The sequence below is a fragment of the Coleofasciculus sp. H7-1 genome (assembly GCF_057473865.1).
Genome location: NZ_JBYCCT010000022.1, coordinates 49,995 through 63,768, shown reverse-complemented (window position 1 = coordinate 63,768; position 13,774 = coordinate 49,995). Strand labels below are relative to the sequence as shown.

Here is a 13,774-nt window from a genome sequence, read left to right as displayed (position 1 = left end):
TCTCCCTGTGGTTGCCCACACTATGTGGTGATATTTGCGTAAGTCCTGTTCATGTTATGCACTAGCTTAATGATGTTTGTCGTGCTTTACAGCAGATTCTGATAGGAGCGCCTATTGAGCCTAAATTTTTTTATGAAGGTTAGGGTGGGGTTCCAGAGGTTTTTACAAGGCTTGAGAGGCTCCCACCCATCGCTAACAGGGAACCGGATTTAACTTTCTACCTTAGTCCCTGTCAAGTTATTGTTCGCTTTGTTAAGTATTTGGTAACTCTTATTGCAACTTGTGCGATCGCAATTTTGGTATTACCAGATCAGTTATCGTGGAAAACTAAAGGAATAATTAAATAGAGGCCGTGTGCCGTACCCACTTGCTCCCACCACCCGCACAACACTTGTTCCCAGCCAATTCGGCACTCAGAACAGCTATCCGCTAATAGGAGGTTTTATGACTCCCACAATGCTGCGTCAGCTTTGGTCTTTAATTGAAACTACTCAGGCGAATCTGTTATTGAAGTTAGATGATGCCAGCTTAGTACAGTGGCTGCTGAAGCAACTGAAACAACAGCGATCGCTCAATTCCGATGAAACAAATATTATGACTGACTATCTGCACTCAAAGCTATCCCTGATCCGGGATCTCGCTCAGGAGCGTCAGTCTGTCTGGCAAGAAACCCATTAACAGTAAAGACGCGATGTAGATCGCGTCTTTACTTGCTAAAATGCCGATCGCGCACGCAGCCAAGAGCTACTTGGGTGCCAAAGGACGCTCTGGGAAAGACTGCGGCTCCGGTGGAGGTGCCGCCGGTGTATTAGCCTGTGAAGAATTTGCCAGCGTCGCCGACACTAGGGCATAGCCCAAATAAGCCGGTAAACTTATCGCTATTACTGCGGCGATCGCTGCCACCCAGGTACGCCGCGTCAACACAGGACCGTAATGGCAGCGATAGGGGTCATAAGCCAGAGATTCTGATGGAATCATGTCCCGCATGGCAGTAGGTCGCTTGAACCGCACCCGCCGGTCATCCATTTTTTCTAACAAAATCCAGCCGGATTGTGCCTCTTCTTCACACAGCTTTTGAAAAACCGTGGGATTGCGAAATAAATCGCCTTTAGCTCGCACAATTTTAAATTCCCAGCCCATCAGTCGCGGATCTTTGAACGTCTGTGCAGAGGAACCATTAGAAGGCGGCTCTGCTAGTGCTAGGTCTTGTTTAGATTCATAACGAGTCAAAGTTTCTTCCTCTTCCTCATATTGCTGACCTGTACTCACCTGCTGCCAGCGCATCCATCCGCTTACCATCACTGCCTCCAAACCAAAACTTCCAACCAACAGGCTCCACACAATCACTTCGAGCATATTTTGATAGCTATCAGCTTTGCGAATGACGAATGGCAATTGACAATTAGCTATTCGCCATTAACCAATGACCAATAACCACTGACTATTGACTACTGACCGCTAAGGGTAAATAACCTTCAACCAGGCAATCTGAGCCGACAGTTCGCCAACGGACGCGCTCTAGAGTGAGTGCCTCTGTCATGCTTGCGAACCCCAAATCCCCCACGGGCGAAGGAGCCGACCTGCCGCCGACAATTTTGGGAGCAATGAAGGCCAGAATTTTTTGTACTGTCCCTTCGGCGATCGCGCTTGCTGCTAACGTGCCGCCACATTCCCACAGCACGCCCGATAATCCCCGCTCATATAAGTACGCCATTGCCTTCGTCGGTGTCAGTGGAGTCAGCTCCACTACCATCACACCCTTTTTCAGCAACATCTGCTGAAAATCCGGATTAGCCCCCACCTCTGTTAACACTAAAGTCGGAGCCTCCGCCGTCTCCCACACATGAGCCTCTACGGGCAAATGTAGCGTGCGACTCATGACTACGCGCAAGGGATTGTGTACCTCTGTCTGATGGCTGGTCAAGTGGGGGTTATCCAGACGCACGGTGTTGCCGCCCACGATCACAGCATCGCACGCCACCCGCATTCGATGTACCTCATTGCGGGCGTCGGTGCTGGTAATCCAGGCGCTGTGTCCTGTCGTTGTGGCAATTTTGCCATCCAAAGTCATGGCGTATTTTAAAATGCCAAACGGACGCCGGTAGAGAACGCGATGGATAAAAGCCTCATTCAGCTGCCGACAGGCGTCTTCTTCCACACCCACCACAACTTCTATCCCCGCTGCTCGTAACCGCTCAATCCCTCCCCCCGACACGCGCGGATCGGGGTCTACCATGCCCACCACCACCTTGCTCACGCCTGCTGCTACCAATGCTTCCGAACAGGGAGGCGTCCGTCCGTAGTGGTTACAAGGTTCCAGATTTACATAAATTGTGGCTCCTTTGGCTCGTTCACCGGCGTCCCGCAGCGCAAAGACTTCTGCATGGGGATGACCGGCACCGGGATGAAACCCTTCCCCCACAATCTGCCCATCCTGGACAATGACAGAACCCACTAGGGGATTGGGAGCGGTTTGTCCCAAGGCGTGACGGGCTAGTTCTATACACCGCTGCATCATCGCGCGGTCGAAGGAGGTAAAAGGGGACTCCGGTTGGGGTGCATCCGATTGGGTGTCTACGGAAAAGTTGTCCATGAGTTTGCTGTCCTGGCTACCAAATTCTTCGCCCCAGTACCCCTAAATTTTATTGATGGGGGTGTAGCGGCAGGCAATTTCAATCGCCATCTATAAAACGTCCTTGCCAAAGGTATGCCTGAGTATAGAATGCCTTCAGGAGGGAGCAAGTGTGTTTAATCTGACTTACGAATTTAAGCTAAAGCCAACACGCGAACAAGTTTCATTATTTGACGAATGGCTAGAAATTAACCGCCGCGTCTACAATTATGCACTTGGTGAAAGGAAGGATTGGTACAAATCCCGTAGTTGTCAGATTAACGCTTGTTCCCTTCGCCATGAGTACATGATCAGGGCCAATACACCGCGCCCAACTTACGCAAGTCAATGCAAGTCCTTGACGGCTGCGAAGAATGAGCATCCAAACCTCAAGGTTGTTAACGCTCAAGTATTGCAGCAAACTCTTAAGAGAGTCGAGAATGCATTTGTGGCAATGTGGGAGCAGAACCACGGTTTTCCACGGTTTAAAAAACCGGGAAGAATGCGTTCGTTCGTGTTTCCCCAACTGAACAAGGAACCACTCAAACAAGGGCAAATTAACCTGCCTAAGATTGGGTGGGTTAAATTTCGGCAGTCGCAAAGCATTCCTGATGGCGGGGCAGTAAAGCAAGCCCGGATTGTTAAGCGCGTATCTGGTTGGTACGTCATGCTAACAGTACAGTGGAATGTGTCTGTAGCGCCGATACTGCCTCATGGAGAAGCATTAGGGATTGATGTAGGCTTAACGAGTTTCGTAGCTACTTCCAACGGTCTTTTAGTCAAACGATCCAGGTTTTTTGTAGATGCCGAATGCCAGCTTAAATTCCTGCAACAGCGCGTCTCTAGGAAACGTATTGGCTCAAACAATTGGCGAAAAGCACTTCAGAAAGTAGCTAAAGTGCATGAATACGTTTCCAATTGCCGCAAGGATTTCCATCGAAAACTATCCCATCAACTATGTGATGGCGCTGGAATGGTTTTCGTTGAAGATTTGAATTTGATTGGACTGTCTCGCGGAATGTTGGGCAAACACTGTCTTGATGCAGGGTTTGGTCAGTTTTTTAACATCCTTGAGCAGACTTGCTTGAAAAGGGGTGTGTACTTTCAAAAAGTAGATGCTCGTAAAACAAGTCAGATTTGTCCTAATTGTGGGACACAGACAGGCAAAAAAGAGCTATCGGAGCGTACTCATGTATGTGAGAGTTGCGGCTATAAGACTGATAGAGATGTCGCAGCCGCTCAAGTAGTCGCAATACGTGGACTTGCAGCCGTGGGGCACACGGTGAAGATGCTTTCTGAGGGTAAATTCATTGGAATCCCTGAGATGAAAGAATCCCCCGGCTTTTAGCCGTGGGGAGTGTCAAACCTGAGTGTAATGAATTAGGGCACAGCCTAGCCTACTTTAGCAGGAGCAGGCTTAGGGAGGGATGTTAGGGGGATTTCCCAGCACAAAAGAAAGAGTATAGAATGTTTACCCGTGAAGAGCGGAATATTGTGGCATCAGCTTAGCCAATAGGCACCCTTAAATGGCACTTAGCTTTGAGGAGTAATTAGTAAAGGGAACCAATCACCAATCACCAATTCGCGATTACCCGCCTTCAAAAGTTATCCTGATTTTCACGACTATACTTACGCGATCGCTACATATCCCTATAAATAGGTCTAATATATTTTGACGGCTAAATCCCATGACAACTTATGTTACACCTGTTAATGTAAATAAACGTATCAAAAAGCCCGGATTCGTAACTTCCTATGAACTGCTGCCCCGCCGCCTCAACTTTGCAACCACCTCAGCCCTACTGGCGTCAAGCCGCTGCCCCGCATTCCCAAAAACTGACAGTGTTTTGCGACTTTGACGGCCCGCTTGTGGACGTTTCCCACCGCTACTACTGTACCTATCAGCTTGGACTCGCTGATACTCAGGAGATATACCAGGAGCGAGGAGAAATCCTGCATCTTCAGGTATTGACTAAAGAGCAGTTCTGGCAAATGAAGCAAGATCGCGTCCCGGATGTGGAAATTGCTATGCGATCGGGCTTGCAGGGGGAGCAAATTAATGTGTTTTTGCAGCGCGTAGTCAGCATCGTCAATCAACCGGCGCTGTTACAAAAAGACAAGATGCAGCCGGGAGTCAACTGGGCGCTGGCATTGCTACATTCTCAGGGCATCAAGCTGGTGTTAGTGACGTTGCGATGTCAATCCCAAGCTGTGCAAATCTTGCAAAATCACGGTTTGGCTCGTTTATTTAGTGGCATTTACGGAACTCAAGACAGCGATGCCGCCTATCAAAACTACGCTGAAGTGAAAACGCAACTTCTCACCAAAGCGATCGCCGAACATTGTTCGCCTAGTTGGCAAGCCGATGATTGTTGGATGGTTGGCGATACCGAAGCAGACATCTTAGCAGGACAAGCGCTTTCGATTCCTACCATCGCGCTGACTTGTGGCATTCGCAGCAGCCAAAGATTGCGACAGTTCCAACCAACACGCATTCATAGCGATTTACTTTCTGTTGCTCATTACCTGCTGGGAGTGAGTCAGCAGTCATGGGTCAATCATCAATAGTCTTTACTCAATTGTCAGAAGAATGAGTATTGACAATTGAGTAAACACTAATTGGAAGACTGCCCTAACAGGTTTATCCGCTGCCACCAGCGATTTAGAGGATAGTAAACAATGGGTGCCCAAAGGCTGCTCAGGATGGCACTGGAGAGGGCAATACGCTGGTGATATGTCCAAATTGCTGCCAGATTGCGATCGCCCTGTAGCGTGAACTGAATTGCACTCACCGTCTCCGCCACAACCGCCATTCCAAAAACAATTAACGCCACCGAAATAAAATCTTCCTCAATATACCGCTGCTTTTGAATCCGAGCAGTCAAAATTCCTACCAATGCTAAGCTGAGGGTATGACTGGGATCGGGGGATGTCATCCCATCTTGGATTAGTCCCAACACCAACCCGGCGATCGCACCCTGCAAGACTGTTCGCTTCAAACTCCAGGCGACCACCCAAATTAACAACCAGTTGGGGCCAATTCCCAACAATTCCATTCCCGGTAAGCGCGTCGGCAAAACCAATAAGCATAGCAGGACAGAACCAATGGTTACTGCCCAGTTAAGCATTTGACGAGGCCAAGGTGACAAGTCAGATACATTGATCATGGGTCATGGCTCATGGGTCATCAGTGATTAGTTTTTAGTCCATCGTCTGTTGCTAATGACTAATCGCCATTTACTAATAACAGCTAACCGTTCATTCCTCATTTCGGGTACGCAACCACCCATTCCAAGGAACTCATCGGTGCTGTCAACTCAATCACAGCTTCAGGAGCTGGGGTTTTGTCCAAATTTACAGATTCTATTCGTCCTAACGGCAATCCTGACGGAAAAAGTTTACTGACAGATGATGTTGCCACGACATCGCCCCGACGGACATCAGGAACTTTATCAAAAAACTGCATCACCGCTCGGTTAGAACCTTGTCCGCGAAGATAGCCCATATAACGGCTGCGGCTAATTGCAACCCCCACTCGGCTGCTGGGATCGCTGATCAGCAAGACCCGGCTGCTATGGGGCGTCACACTGGTGACGCGACCTACCAAGCCACCCGTACCCATCACGATGAAGTCTACCTGGATACCATCTTGACTTCCTCGACCGAGGATTATCTGTTGCCACCAATGATCGGCGCTACGTCCCACAATTGGAGCGACTATCCCTGGCTGTTTTTTCTGTTTAACATAACCCAACAGCTCTTGTAACTTCTGATTTTGGCTTTCGAGTTCAACTAACCGCTCCTGTAGTTCCAGGACGCGGGCATTCTCGATACGCTCTTGTGACGTGGGTTCCATTTGAAAAGGACGGGTGAGCAACTGGTAAGTCTCATAAAGAGCAGCTCCCTGAGTCTCCCGGATCGCCCAGGCACTTCCAATTGTTAGCCCAGCCAATATAACTTGTATTCCGTGCCGAACCCACCAGCGACGCAGTGTAAACATTTAGCTATCAGCGATTCGTCTTTAGTCCTTTAGTTTTTAGTTTTTAGCCCCTAGCCTTAGCCTTTAGTTCATCGTCTACTGCCAATGACTAACGACTAATGACTAACGACTAATGACTGCTACATATGGCGCGATCGCCCGCTGAACACCCGCTCTAGCTGTTTGAAATTCTCCAGCACACGACCTGTTCCTAGCACCACGCACGAGAGCGGATCTGCCGCTACGTGGGTGACAATCCCGGTTTCGTGGCTGATGAGCGTGTCCAGCCCCTTTAACAAAGCCCCACCGCCAGCCAGCATGATACCTCTATCAATAATATCGGCTGCGAGTTCGGGAGGGGTGCGCTCTAAGGTTCGCTTCACCGCATCCACAATCACCGAAAGGGGTTCAGACATACTTTCACGAATTTCCGGCCCCTTGATGGTGACAGTTCGCGGCAAGCCAGAGAGCAGGTGTAAGCCCCGCACTTCCATGATGGCTTCTTCATCAAAACTGGTGGGGTAGGCAGAACCAATCTGAATCTTGATTTCTTCAGAGGTGCGTTCCCCAATCACCAAGTTATGGACTTTTTTCATGTACTGCATGATGGCTTCCGAAAGCTCGTCGCCAGCCACGCGCACCGATTCACTTAAAACCGTTCCTTGTAAAGAAAGCACGGCAACTTCTGTGGTGCCGCCACCAATATCAATGATCATGTTGCCCGTAGGCTCAGCCACTGGTAGCCCAGCCCCAATGGCGGCAGCGACCGGTTCATCTATCAAGTACACATCCCTGGCACCTGCCTGAGATGCTGCTTCCATAACGGCTCGTCGTTCTACGCCAGTGACACCCGAAGGAATGCCAATGACAACACGAGGTGAAACCAAAGCTCTTCCCTCGTGTACTCGCCGAATAAAATGCTTAAGCATCAGCTCAGCGACATCGAAGTCTGCAATGACACCATCGCGCAGGGGGCGCAGTGCCACCACATTGCCGGGAGTTCTCCCCAACATTTTTTTGGCATCTTCGCCCACGGCTAGCGGGGTTCTTGTGTCCATATCCATAGCAACCACAGAGGGTTCTTGGAGAACAATGCCTTTGCCGGATACATAAACCAGGGTGTTAGCAGTGCCCAGGTCGATACCCATGTCCCGGGATAAGGAAAAGCGACTGAAAAGACCCACTCGTTTCTACGCCCCCAAAATGAAATGCTGTTGTGTGTGATGGAATTCTAACGGAAATGGAACCGAGGTGGATTCTATTACGTTTTCTATCCAGAGTCTAGTCAGGTAGACGAATTTATCCGGTGAAAGCGCCTAGATCCCATTTCCAAGCATCATTCTGGTAGTTGAAGAGCAAATCAGGATAAAGTTAACTTGAGCCTACCATCTAAATTCGCTAAAGTATAGTCACTGTAATCAGTACATTTGTACTAATCAATTTTATGAGCCTGAATGTTGTGAACTTGGTAGGTCGTGTGGGTACAGAGCCTGATGTCAAGTATTTCGAGTCAGGTAAAATTAAGTGCAATCTGACGCTGGCAGTGGATCGTCGAACTCGCAATAGCGACCAGCCTGACTGGTTTAATCTGGAACTGTGGGGGAAGACAGCGGAAGTGGCTGCGAACTATGTGAGAAAGGGCAGTTTGATAGGGGTACAAGGCTCCTTGAAAATAGAGACTTGGAGCGATAATAAGGCATCCAACCGATCTAAACCCGTTATTAAGGTGGATCGCCTGGATTTACTGGGTTCCAAACAGGATACAGACCCCAATGCAGTGAATGGCTACAACGACAGCGAGTGATTTTTAAGTAGTTGTTAGCGCTAAGCCATCAGCCATCAGCTTTCCCCATAAAACTGATGGCTAATTATTGTATTTTGGCGGAAAAAACGAAGAATCCCAAATCTTTAAATACAGTCTACCTTTTGGTGATTTGCATTGAGCCGCTGCTAGACGAGTTCAGATCGCCAAAGCCAGGGATATTAGCAATCAGATTTTTGCCGTCCATCGTGACGCTACCCGATACGTCCGCAGTCCGATAAGAGCCAACATAGCGAGAGTGCGACATACCGCCCATCCACTGATAGTGGGAACTGCTGTGACCCCGGAATGTTTCGCCTGTCCCCGTCCAATTTAGCGCCACATCAACAGTTTTCGCAGTCGTTGAGTCGGGATTCTCTGATGAATATTCGTCAACTTTGAAGGTGCCTTTCAAACTAGCTGAGCTGAGCTGGTTATTGGCGGTAAAGGTGACATTTGGAGCGTAACCGTAACCATAGGAATACTTGCCGGTACACCAATTCGAGTTCCAATAAGAGACGTTGGCTCCCTTCTCGGAAGTCGGCGCTCCTGGTGCGCTGCGGCTGACGCTATCGGCAGCCCAAACACTCACTCCGCTTGAGCTACAGTCATCAGATTGGTAAAAAGAGGCAGAAGCGTTTTGCCCTTTGACCTGGAATTTCTCTGTAGTGGCAGCCATTGCTGGAAGACTAAAGCTCAAAATAGTTAATAAAGCGCCAGAAATAGAAATTGCCCGTTTCATGAGTTTACCTTCTCCGTACTGCTATTTACGTAATCTTGCTAACTCTTTAGAACTGATTGGAGCTAATTAGGTTCCCAGCTAAGCAATTTTCCTAAGTTGTGCAAGAAGTTATCAGTTGATCTCATACGGAATCAGTTACCAAAGTTTTACATGGGCCTTATCCGTGCAGCGTCCGGCAGCAGTGACGCTGCGATCGCTTCGTTCTTGGCATCAGCGGACTGCGAGTATCCCGCACAGCCGGTGAAAACAAAAATTAGGGGAAATAAAACCAAGAATTTGTTGAATTTATTCATCAGTTAATTTGTTGTGTCTTTTTACAAGCCAAAATAGGCAATATAGAGAGGAGGGTTAAAAAACTGAGCGCTAGTAGCAAGGGCAAGCGATCGCCTCCCTGCAAAGCTTGCTCACCCGTAACCCCCAGCCAGGTGTAAGCTAGCGTCCCCGGAATAATTCCGATGAACGTGCCAACTGAATAAGGCACCCAGCTGATAGGCGTGAGTCCTAATAAGAAATTCACCACCGTGAAGGGGGAGATTGGCGCAAAGCGGATTGCCAGCACAAAAGTCAGAGGCTGACGGGTCACGGCTTGATTAAACCGCATCAACGCTTGATGTTTACCAAATCGGCGTTCCGTCCAGTCGCGCAGCAGGTAGCGAGACGCCAAAAATGCGCCAATTGCCCCCAGCGTTGCGCCGATGACCGACCAAAGGCTTCCCCAGACCAAACCGAAAACGGCACCAGCCGCAACGGGAAACATGATTCCAGGGACGCCGATGGCGCTGGACAGGGCAAAAACCAGGATAAACAGGCAGACTGCCCAGCCGCCGAATCTTTCCAACTGGCTAATCAGGAAAGATTTATCCAACAAAAGTTTCAATGGGCCAAAGATACAGAGCAGGATACAGATCGAGAGGGCGATCGCTATCCAAAAGCGCGGACTTTTGAGCGCTCTGACCCACTGACTGTAACGTTTCGGCATCAGGCAAGCACTTTGGCTGGTCTTACTTCTCATGTGATTAAATCCGGGCAAAATAAAGCTCTTTTGGTAACAAACTTTGTCTTTGCTGAGAACGGGGAAAATCCCATTTTTCCTGATTTCAAATCAGGGCACCCCCACAACTAGAACCACATCCAGCAGTGCAACCATAGCAGTAAGATGCAGTTTGTACCTCTTCAATCATGTCTAAGCTGCCAGCTTCCAAAATCTTGGTAACTGTCAGCTTTTCACCATTGCGGGCTTTAGCGGATAAATTTTCCATCTGGTTAAAGTCGCAATCATAGACATTGCCCAGATAGTCAATTGAAAGTTCATCCCGGCACATTAAATGTTCAAGGGTGCTGCCATTAAAATTTGACTCTAAGAAGTGTAAATAAGGCTTGATTAATTTCTTGTGTTCTAAATGAAACTTAGTCCGCCCAATTGGTAAATTTGTAATTGTGAATAAACTGTTGAAAACAATGCCAAAATGCTCTTTTAGATAAGCTTTGTAATCTTGTTCTAGATTGACCTGATTGGGGGTTAAGGAAAACTTTTCTGTTGACGGAACTGGAGGGTTGTATACCAGATCGAGTATTAAGTTAGGGTCAAAACCATAACCTTGCTGATTCAAAAATTGCAGCGCCCGAATTGAGTCGTTATAGACCCCAGAACCGCGCATTTTATCAACATTGTCTTCCAAATAGCATGGCAAGGAAGCAACAATTCTCGTTTGGTGTTTGGCACAGTATTCTGGAAGATACTCAAACCCCTTTTCAAAATAGATGGTGAGGTTAGACCGCACAATTACTTGTTTACCTGCATCCCGTGCCGCCTCTACTAGGGGTTTAAAACCATAGTTCATTTCCGGGGCACCCCCAGTCAGGTCAACAATCTTGATTTGGGGAAATCTATAGATTAGTTCAATCAGCTGATTACAAACTTCTGGGGTCAGTTCTTCAGTTCGTTTTGGCCCCGCTTCTACATGGCAGTGAGTACAGGTAAGGTTGCAGCGCTTCCCCAAATTGATTTGTAAAACGCTAATTTTACTTTTAGTTAAAGGAACACCAATTTTTTCTTTAAAGGGTGTTACGGTTGAACGAGTTGATTCAAGATTAATCATGGGGTAGTCCTAAACAGGGAAATATGGTTATCAAAGGTCGCGTTGGTCATAACAATGTCAGCAGTAAAAAATTCCCTGCCTAAACGGTTGTTTACCTCATCTTGTAGAACACGGAGAAAGCATAAACGGCACGCGAAAAATTAGGTACTGTAACGGCGGCAGACATTTTATGGAGAACCTTCTAATAAATTAGTACGCAGACAATTCAAAATTGGATTGAGCGAGTCCAATTGCCGCTAATCTCCTAAAAGGAAGTGACAAAAAGACTGTTTTGTGGTAATAAATTTTCAAGTACAACTTCAAGCGTCGTTGCTGTCGCAGTAGATGCTAGCATGAGTGCCAAGCCTAGCGCGATCGCGATCGCAATAATTTTTTTGTTCTGAAGTACAGCAATACTCTGATAACTCATCATCCTATCTTAATCATTGGCTGTAGCTCAGTACATTGACCCTCGGCAAGATGCGTCGGCTCTTAGCGTTGCCCAAAAGATAGAAGTATGTAACTTGATATTCTTGCTTTACTAAAATCACAACGTTCAGGTATCGAGCTTAGATATTATTAAAGCTTGGAAATCTGAGTATCAGTTGAGAACAAGCTGAGAAGTAGTATAAGCTGTTGTGTATTGCAATTGAAAATTTCCAAAAAACCCCCTCATTCCTTTGCTTCATCGTGGAATGAGGGGGTTCTCCTTCCCGGTGAATGGGGAGGGATCGGGTGCAGGTTCAGACTGTAATTGATGTTTTTAAAAAGCCAGATGTCGTTATAACCCCGGCTGAGTAGCTGCTTTTTCCTTGCGTTCGCTGTAGCGATCTGTCAGGTAGTCTACTTGATCTCGGAGTAGCAGCGTAAACTTGTAAAGTTCTTCCATTACGTCGATAACGCGATCGCGGTAAGCGGAATCCTTCATCGTCCCGTCTTCGTTAAACTCATTGTACGCTTTAGCAACCGACGACTGATTGGGGATGGTAAACATCCGCATCCAGCGTCCCAAGATTCGCATGGTATTGACGGCGTTAAAAGACTGAGAACCGCCGCTGACCTGCATGACTGCCAAAGTTCTGCCTTGAGTCGGTCTCACTGCCCCTAATGTTAAAGGAATCCAGTCAATTTGGTTTTTCAGAATGCCAGTAATATTCCCGTGCATCTCTGGACTAGACCAAGCTTGACCCTCAGACCATAAGCTTAAATTCCGCAATTCTTGAACCTTCGGATGGTCAGCTTCTACGCTACCGTGAATCGGCAATTCACGCGGGTCAAAAAATTTGGTTTCTGCACCAAAACCTTCGATGATTCTGGCGGATTCTTCTGCTAATAAACGGCTGTAAGAACGCTCTCTTAAAGAGCCATACAAAAACAAAATTCTGGGCGGATGATCGAAAGTTGTCATAGAAATCAGCAACATCTAGCTAAGGGATGAAATTAGCTTTTCCACCCGTTCTTTGACTTGATCTCGAACGCGGCGAAAGGTGTCTATAGATTCTCCTTCTGGATCGTCGAGTTGCCAATCTTGAAAAATTTCTCGCAGCACCCATTCTTGTGGCAAGTTAACTCCACAGCCGCACAGAGAAATTACCGCATCGTAGTCTTCGGGATTAAAATTGCTTAAAGCCTTAGAGTTTTGATCGCTAATATCAATACCAATTTCATCCATGACTTGAATCGTGATGGGATCTATTTGACTCGCCTCTAATCCGGAACTGGTGACAGAAATTTTACCTTTTCCAAGTGTTTTCGCAAATCCCTCTGCCATGTGCGATCGCCGGGAATTTTTCTTGCACACAAACATCACTTGTTTCATCAGGTTTTCTCCCTTACTTGATATCCCGAAATCCGTTGGAAAGTTGGCTGTAGATCAACACGGCTAATTGCGCTCCTAAAATTGGTGCAATCCAATAAACCCAGTGGTGCTGCCAAATGCCGCCCACTAAAGCGGGGCCAAATGACCTTACGGGATTCATACTGGCTCCAGTAATTGGCCCCATAAACGCCGCCTCTAGCCCCACTGTCAAGCCAATCGCTAACCCCGCAAAGCCAATCGGGGCGCGGCGATCGAGACCGGAACCAAAAATCACAAACATTAAAATAAAGGTGAGAACCGTTTCTAGCACCAGGGATTGCAGCCAATTCCCTTCTAGTGGCACAGTTGCACCCAAATTGGCAACGCGCCCTAAAGCCATCAAGAGTAAAGCTGAGGCGGCAATTGCCCCCATAGACTGCGCCAAAATGTAGGGCAATACTTGGCGTTTCGGAAAAAAGCCGCTTGTCCAAAAAGCCAGCGTTACTGCTGGGTTAAAGTGAGCGCCGCTAATGTGTCCCAAGGAGTAAATTAAAGCGGCGACGACTGCGCCAAACACAAAGCTGATGCCGAGATGAGTCACCGCGCCATCGCTAATTTGGTTGACCATCACGGCACCCGTACCGGCAAACACCAGGATGAATGTACCCACTCCCTCAGCGATCGCTTGTTGCTTGCACGATTGGAAAACTGAGTCCCAACGCGCCATCCGCAAAACTGATTTCATGCCCATCCTCAGCACTCAAT

At 47.8% G+C, this 13,774-nt stretch carries 16 protein-coding genes; 4 read left to right on the top strand and 12 right to left on the bottom strand.

The features are described 5' to 3' along the window. Positions 1-444: 444 nt before the first annotated feature. The gene (locus tag AC2VDX_RS05700; protein ID WP_378174639.1) at positions 445-678 is read left to right on the top strand and encodes a hypothetical protein; all 234 of its coding nucleotides are present in this window, start codon (positions 445-447) and stop codon (positions 676-678) included. Positions 679-744: 66 nt separating this feature from the next. Here AC2VDX_RS05700 and AC2VDX_RS05695 read toward each other — a convergent pair whose 3' ends face one another. Next, a complete protein-coding gene (locus AC2VDX_RS05695) occupies positions 745-1,395 on the bottom strand; it encodes a hypothetical protein (protein WP_378174464.1) in 651 nt (216 codons plus the stop codon). A 46-nt stretch (positions 1,396-1,441) separates the two neighbouring features. After that, positions 1,442-2,593: a bifunctional diaminohydroxyphosphoribosylaminopyrimidine deaminase/5-amino-6-(5-phosphoribosylamino)uracil reductase RibD gene (ribD, locus tag AC2VDX_RS05690; RefSeq protein ID WP_378174467.1), complete on the bottom strand. Its 1,152-nt coding sequence runs from the start codon at positions 2,591-2,593 to the stop codon at positions 1,442-1,444. Between the two features lie 151 nt (positions 2,594-2,744). On the opposite strand from ribD, the gene AC2VDX_RS05685 reads away from it, so the two are divergent. Both AC2VDX_RS05685 and AC2VDX_RS05680 read left to right on the top strand, forming a co-directional pair. After that, positions 2,745-3,959, top strand: coding sequence for an RNA-guided endonuclease InsQ/TnpB family protein (locus AC2VDX_RS05685; protein WP_378174470.1), 1,215 nt, complete (start codon positions 2,745-2,747; stop codon positions 3,957-3,959). A gap of 407 nt (positions 3,960-4,366) precedes the next feature. Next, positions 4,367-5,179: an HAD family hydrolase gene (locus AC2VDX_RS05680; protein WP_378174473.1), complete on the top strand. Its 813-nt coding sequence runs from the start codon at positions 4,367-4,369 to the stop codon at positions 5,177-5,179. A gap of 47 nt (positions 5,180-5,226) precedes the next feature. Here the strand turns inward: AC2VDX_RS05680 and mreD are convergent, their stop codons facing one another. From mreD to AC2VDX_RS05665, 3 genes are all read right to left on the bottom strand, one after another. After that, positions 5,227-5,778 carry a rod shape-determining protein MreD gene (gene mreD, locus AC2VDX_RS05675; RefSeq protein WP_378174476.1) on the bottom strand — a complete coding sequence of 184 codons (552 nt, stop codon included), beginning with the start codon at positions 5,776-5,778 and terminating at the stop codon, positions 5,227-5,229. A 98-nt stretch (positions 5,779-5,876) separates the two neighbouring features. Further along, positions 5,877-6,611 (bottom strand): rod shape-determining protein MreC, encoded by a 735-nt coding sequence (mreC, locus tag AC2VDX_RS05670; protein ID WP_378174479.1) that lies wholly within the window; start codon positions 6,609-6,611, stop codon positions 5,877-5,879. A 119-nt stretch (positions 6,612-6,730) separates the two neighbouring features. Further along, positions 6,731-7,738: a rod shape-determining protein gene (locus tag AC2VDX_RS05665; RefSeq protein ID WP_378174482.1), complete on the bottom strand. Its 1,008-nt coding sequence runs from the start codon at positions 7,736-7,738 to the stop codon at positions 6,731-6,733. Positions 7,739-8,034: 296 nt separating this feature from the next. Between AC2VDX_RS05665 and AC2VDX_RS05660 the strand changes: the two genes are divergently transcribed. After that, positions 8,035-8,394 (top strand): single-stranded DNA-binding protein, encoded by a 360-nt coding sequence (locus tag AC2VDX_RS05660; RefSeq protein ID WP_378174485.1) that lies wholly within the window; start codon positions 8,035-8,037, stop codon positions 8,392-8,394. A gap of 115 nt (positions 8,395-8,509) precedes the next feature. Here the strand turns inward: AC2VDX_RS05660 and AC2VDX_RS05655 are convergent, their stop codons facing one another. The 7 genes from AC2VDX_RS05655 to AC2VDX_RS05625 form a co-directional block, all read right to left on the bottom strand. After that, positions 8,510-9,133, bottom strand: a complete 624-nt coding sequence (locus AC2VDX_RS05655; RefSeq protein WP_378174488.1) for a hypothetical protein — start codon at positions 9,131-9,133, stop codon at positions 8,510-8,512. Between the two features lie 292 nt (positions 9,134-9,425). After that, positions 9,426-10,145 (bottom strand): TVP38/TMEM64 family protein, encoded by a 720-nt coding sequence (locus AC2VDX_RS05650; protein ID WP_378174491.1) that lies wholly within the window; start codon positions 10,143-10,145, stop codon positions 9,426-9,428. 85 nt (positions 10,146-10,230) lie between these two features. Then, positions 10,231-11,232, bottom strand: coding sequence for an arsenosugar biosynthesis radical SAM (seleno)protein ArsS (gene arsS, locus AC2VDX_RS05645; RefSeq protein ID WP_378174494.1), 1,002 nt, complete (start codon positions 11,230-11,232; stop codon positions 10,231-10,233). Between the two features lie 244 nt (positions 11,233-11,476). Beyond that, positions 11,477-11,644: a hypothetical protein gene (locus AC2VDX_RS05640; protein ID WP_378174497.1), complete on the bottom strand. Its 168-nt coding sequence runs from the start codon at positions 11,642-11,644 to the stop codon at positions 11,477-11,479. A gap of 348 nt (positions 11,645-11,992) precedes the next feature. Next, positions 11,993-12,619 (bottom strand): arsenical resistance protein ArsH, encoded by a 627-nt coding sequence (arsH, locus tag AC2VDX_RS05635; RefSeq protein ID WP_378174500.1) that lies wholly within the window; start codon positions 12,617-12,619, stop codon positions 11,993-11,995. A gap of 15 nt (positions 12,620-12,634) precedes the next feature. Further along, entirely contained in the window at positions 12,635-13,030 is a 396-nt protein-coding gene (gene arsC / locus AC2VDX_RS05630) for an arsenate reductase, glutathione/glutaredoxin type (protein ID WP_378174503.1), read from the bottom strand. Between the two features lie 13 nt (positions 13,031-13,043). Further along, positions 13,044-13,754 (bottom strand): MIP/aquaporin family protein, encoded by a 711-nt coding sequence (locus AC2VDX_RS05625; protein ID WP_378174506.1) that lies wholly within the window; start codon positions 13,752-13,754, stop codon positions 13,044-13,046. Positions 13,755-13,774 lie beyond the last annotated feature (20 nt).

What these genes read in the sequence shown, in the direction of transcription:
- AC2VDX_RS05700 (WP_378174639.1), top strand. Translation starts at nt 445, where the DNA reads ATGACTCCCACAATGCTGCGTCAGCTTTGGTCTTTAATTGAAACTACT.
- ribD (WP_378174467.1), bottom strand. Translation starts at nt 2,593, where the DNA reads ATGGACAACTTTTCCGTAGACACCCAATCGGATGCACCCCAACCGGAG.
- AC2VDX_RS05680 (WP_378174473.1), top strand. Translation starts at nt 4,367, where the DNA reads ATGAACTGCTGCCCCGCCGCCTCAACTTTGCAACCACCTCAGCCCTAC.
- mreD (WP_378174476.1), bottom strand. Translation starts at nt 5,778, where the DNA reads ATGATCAATGTATCTGACTTGTCACCTTGGCCTCGTCAAATGCTTAAC.
- mreC (WP_378174479.1), bottom strand. Translation starts at nt 6,611, where the DNA reads ATGTTTACACTGCGTCGCTGGTGGGTTCGGCACGGAATACAAGTTATA.
- AC2VDX_RS05665 (WP_378174482.1), bottom strand. Translation starts at nt 7,738, where the DNA reads ATGGGTATCGACCTGGGCACTGCTAACACCCTGGTTTATGTATCCGGC.
- AC2VDX_RS05660 (WP_378174485.1), top strand. Translation starts at nt 8,035, where the DNA reads ATGAGCCTGAATGTTGTGAACTTGGTAGGTCGTGTGGGTACAGAGCCT.
- AC2VDX_RS05655 (WP_378174488.1), bottom strand. Translation starts at nt 9,133, where the DNA reads ATGAAACGGGCAATTTCTATTTCTGGCGCTTTATTAACTATTTTGAGC.
- AC2VDX_RS05650 (WP_378174491.1), bottom strand. Translation starts at nt 10,145, where the DNA reads ATGAGAAGTAAGACCAGCCAAAGTGCTTGCCTGATGCCGAAACGTTAC.
- arsS (WP_378174494.1), bottom strand. Translation starts at nt 11,232, where the DNA reads ATGATTAATCTTGAATCAACTCGTTCAACCGTAACACCCTTTAAAGAA.
- AC2VDX_RS05640 (WP_378174497.1), bottom strand. Translation starts at nt 11,644, where the DNA reads ATGATGAGTTATCAGAGTATTGCTGTACTTCAGAACAAAAAAATTATT.
- arsH (WP_378174500.1), bottom strand. Translation starts at nt 12,619, where the DNA reads ATGACAACTTTCGATCATCCGCCCAGAATTTTGTTTTTGTATGGCTCT.
- arsC (WP_378174503.1), bottom strand. Translation starts at nt 13,030, where the DNA reads ATGAAACAAGTGATGTTTGTGTGCAAGAAAAATTCCCGGCGATCGCAC.
- AC2VDX_RS05625 (WP_378174506.1), bottom strand. Translation starts at nt 13,754, where the DNA reads ATGAAATCAGTTTTGCGGATGGCGCGTTGGGACTCAGTTTTCCAATCG.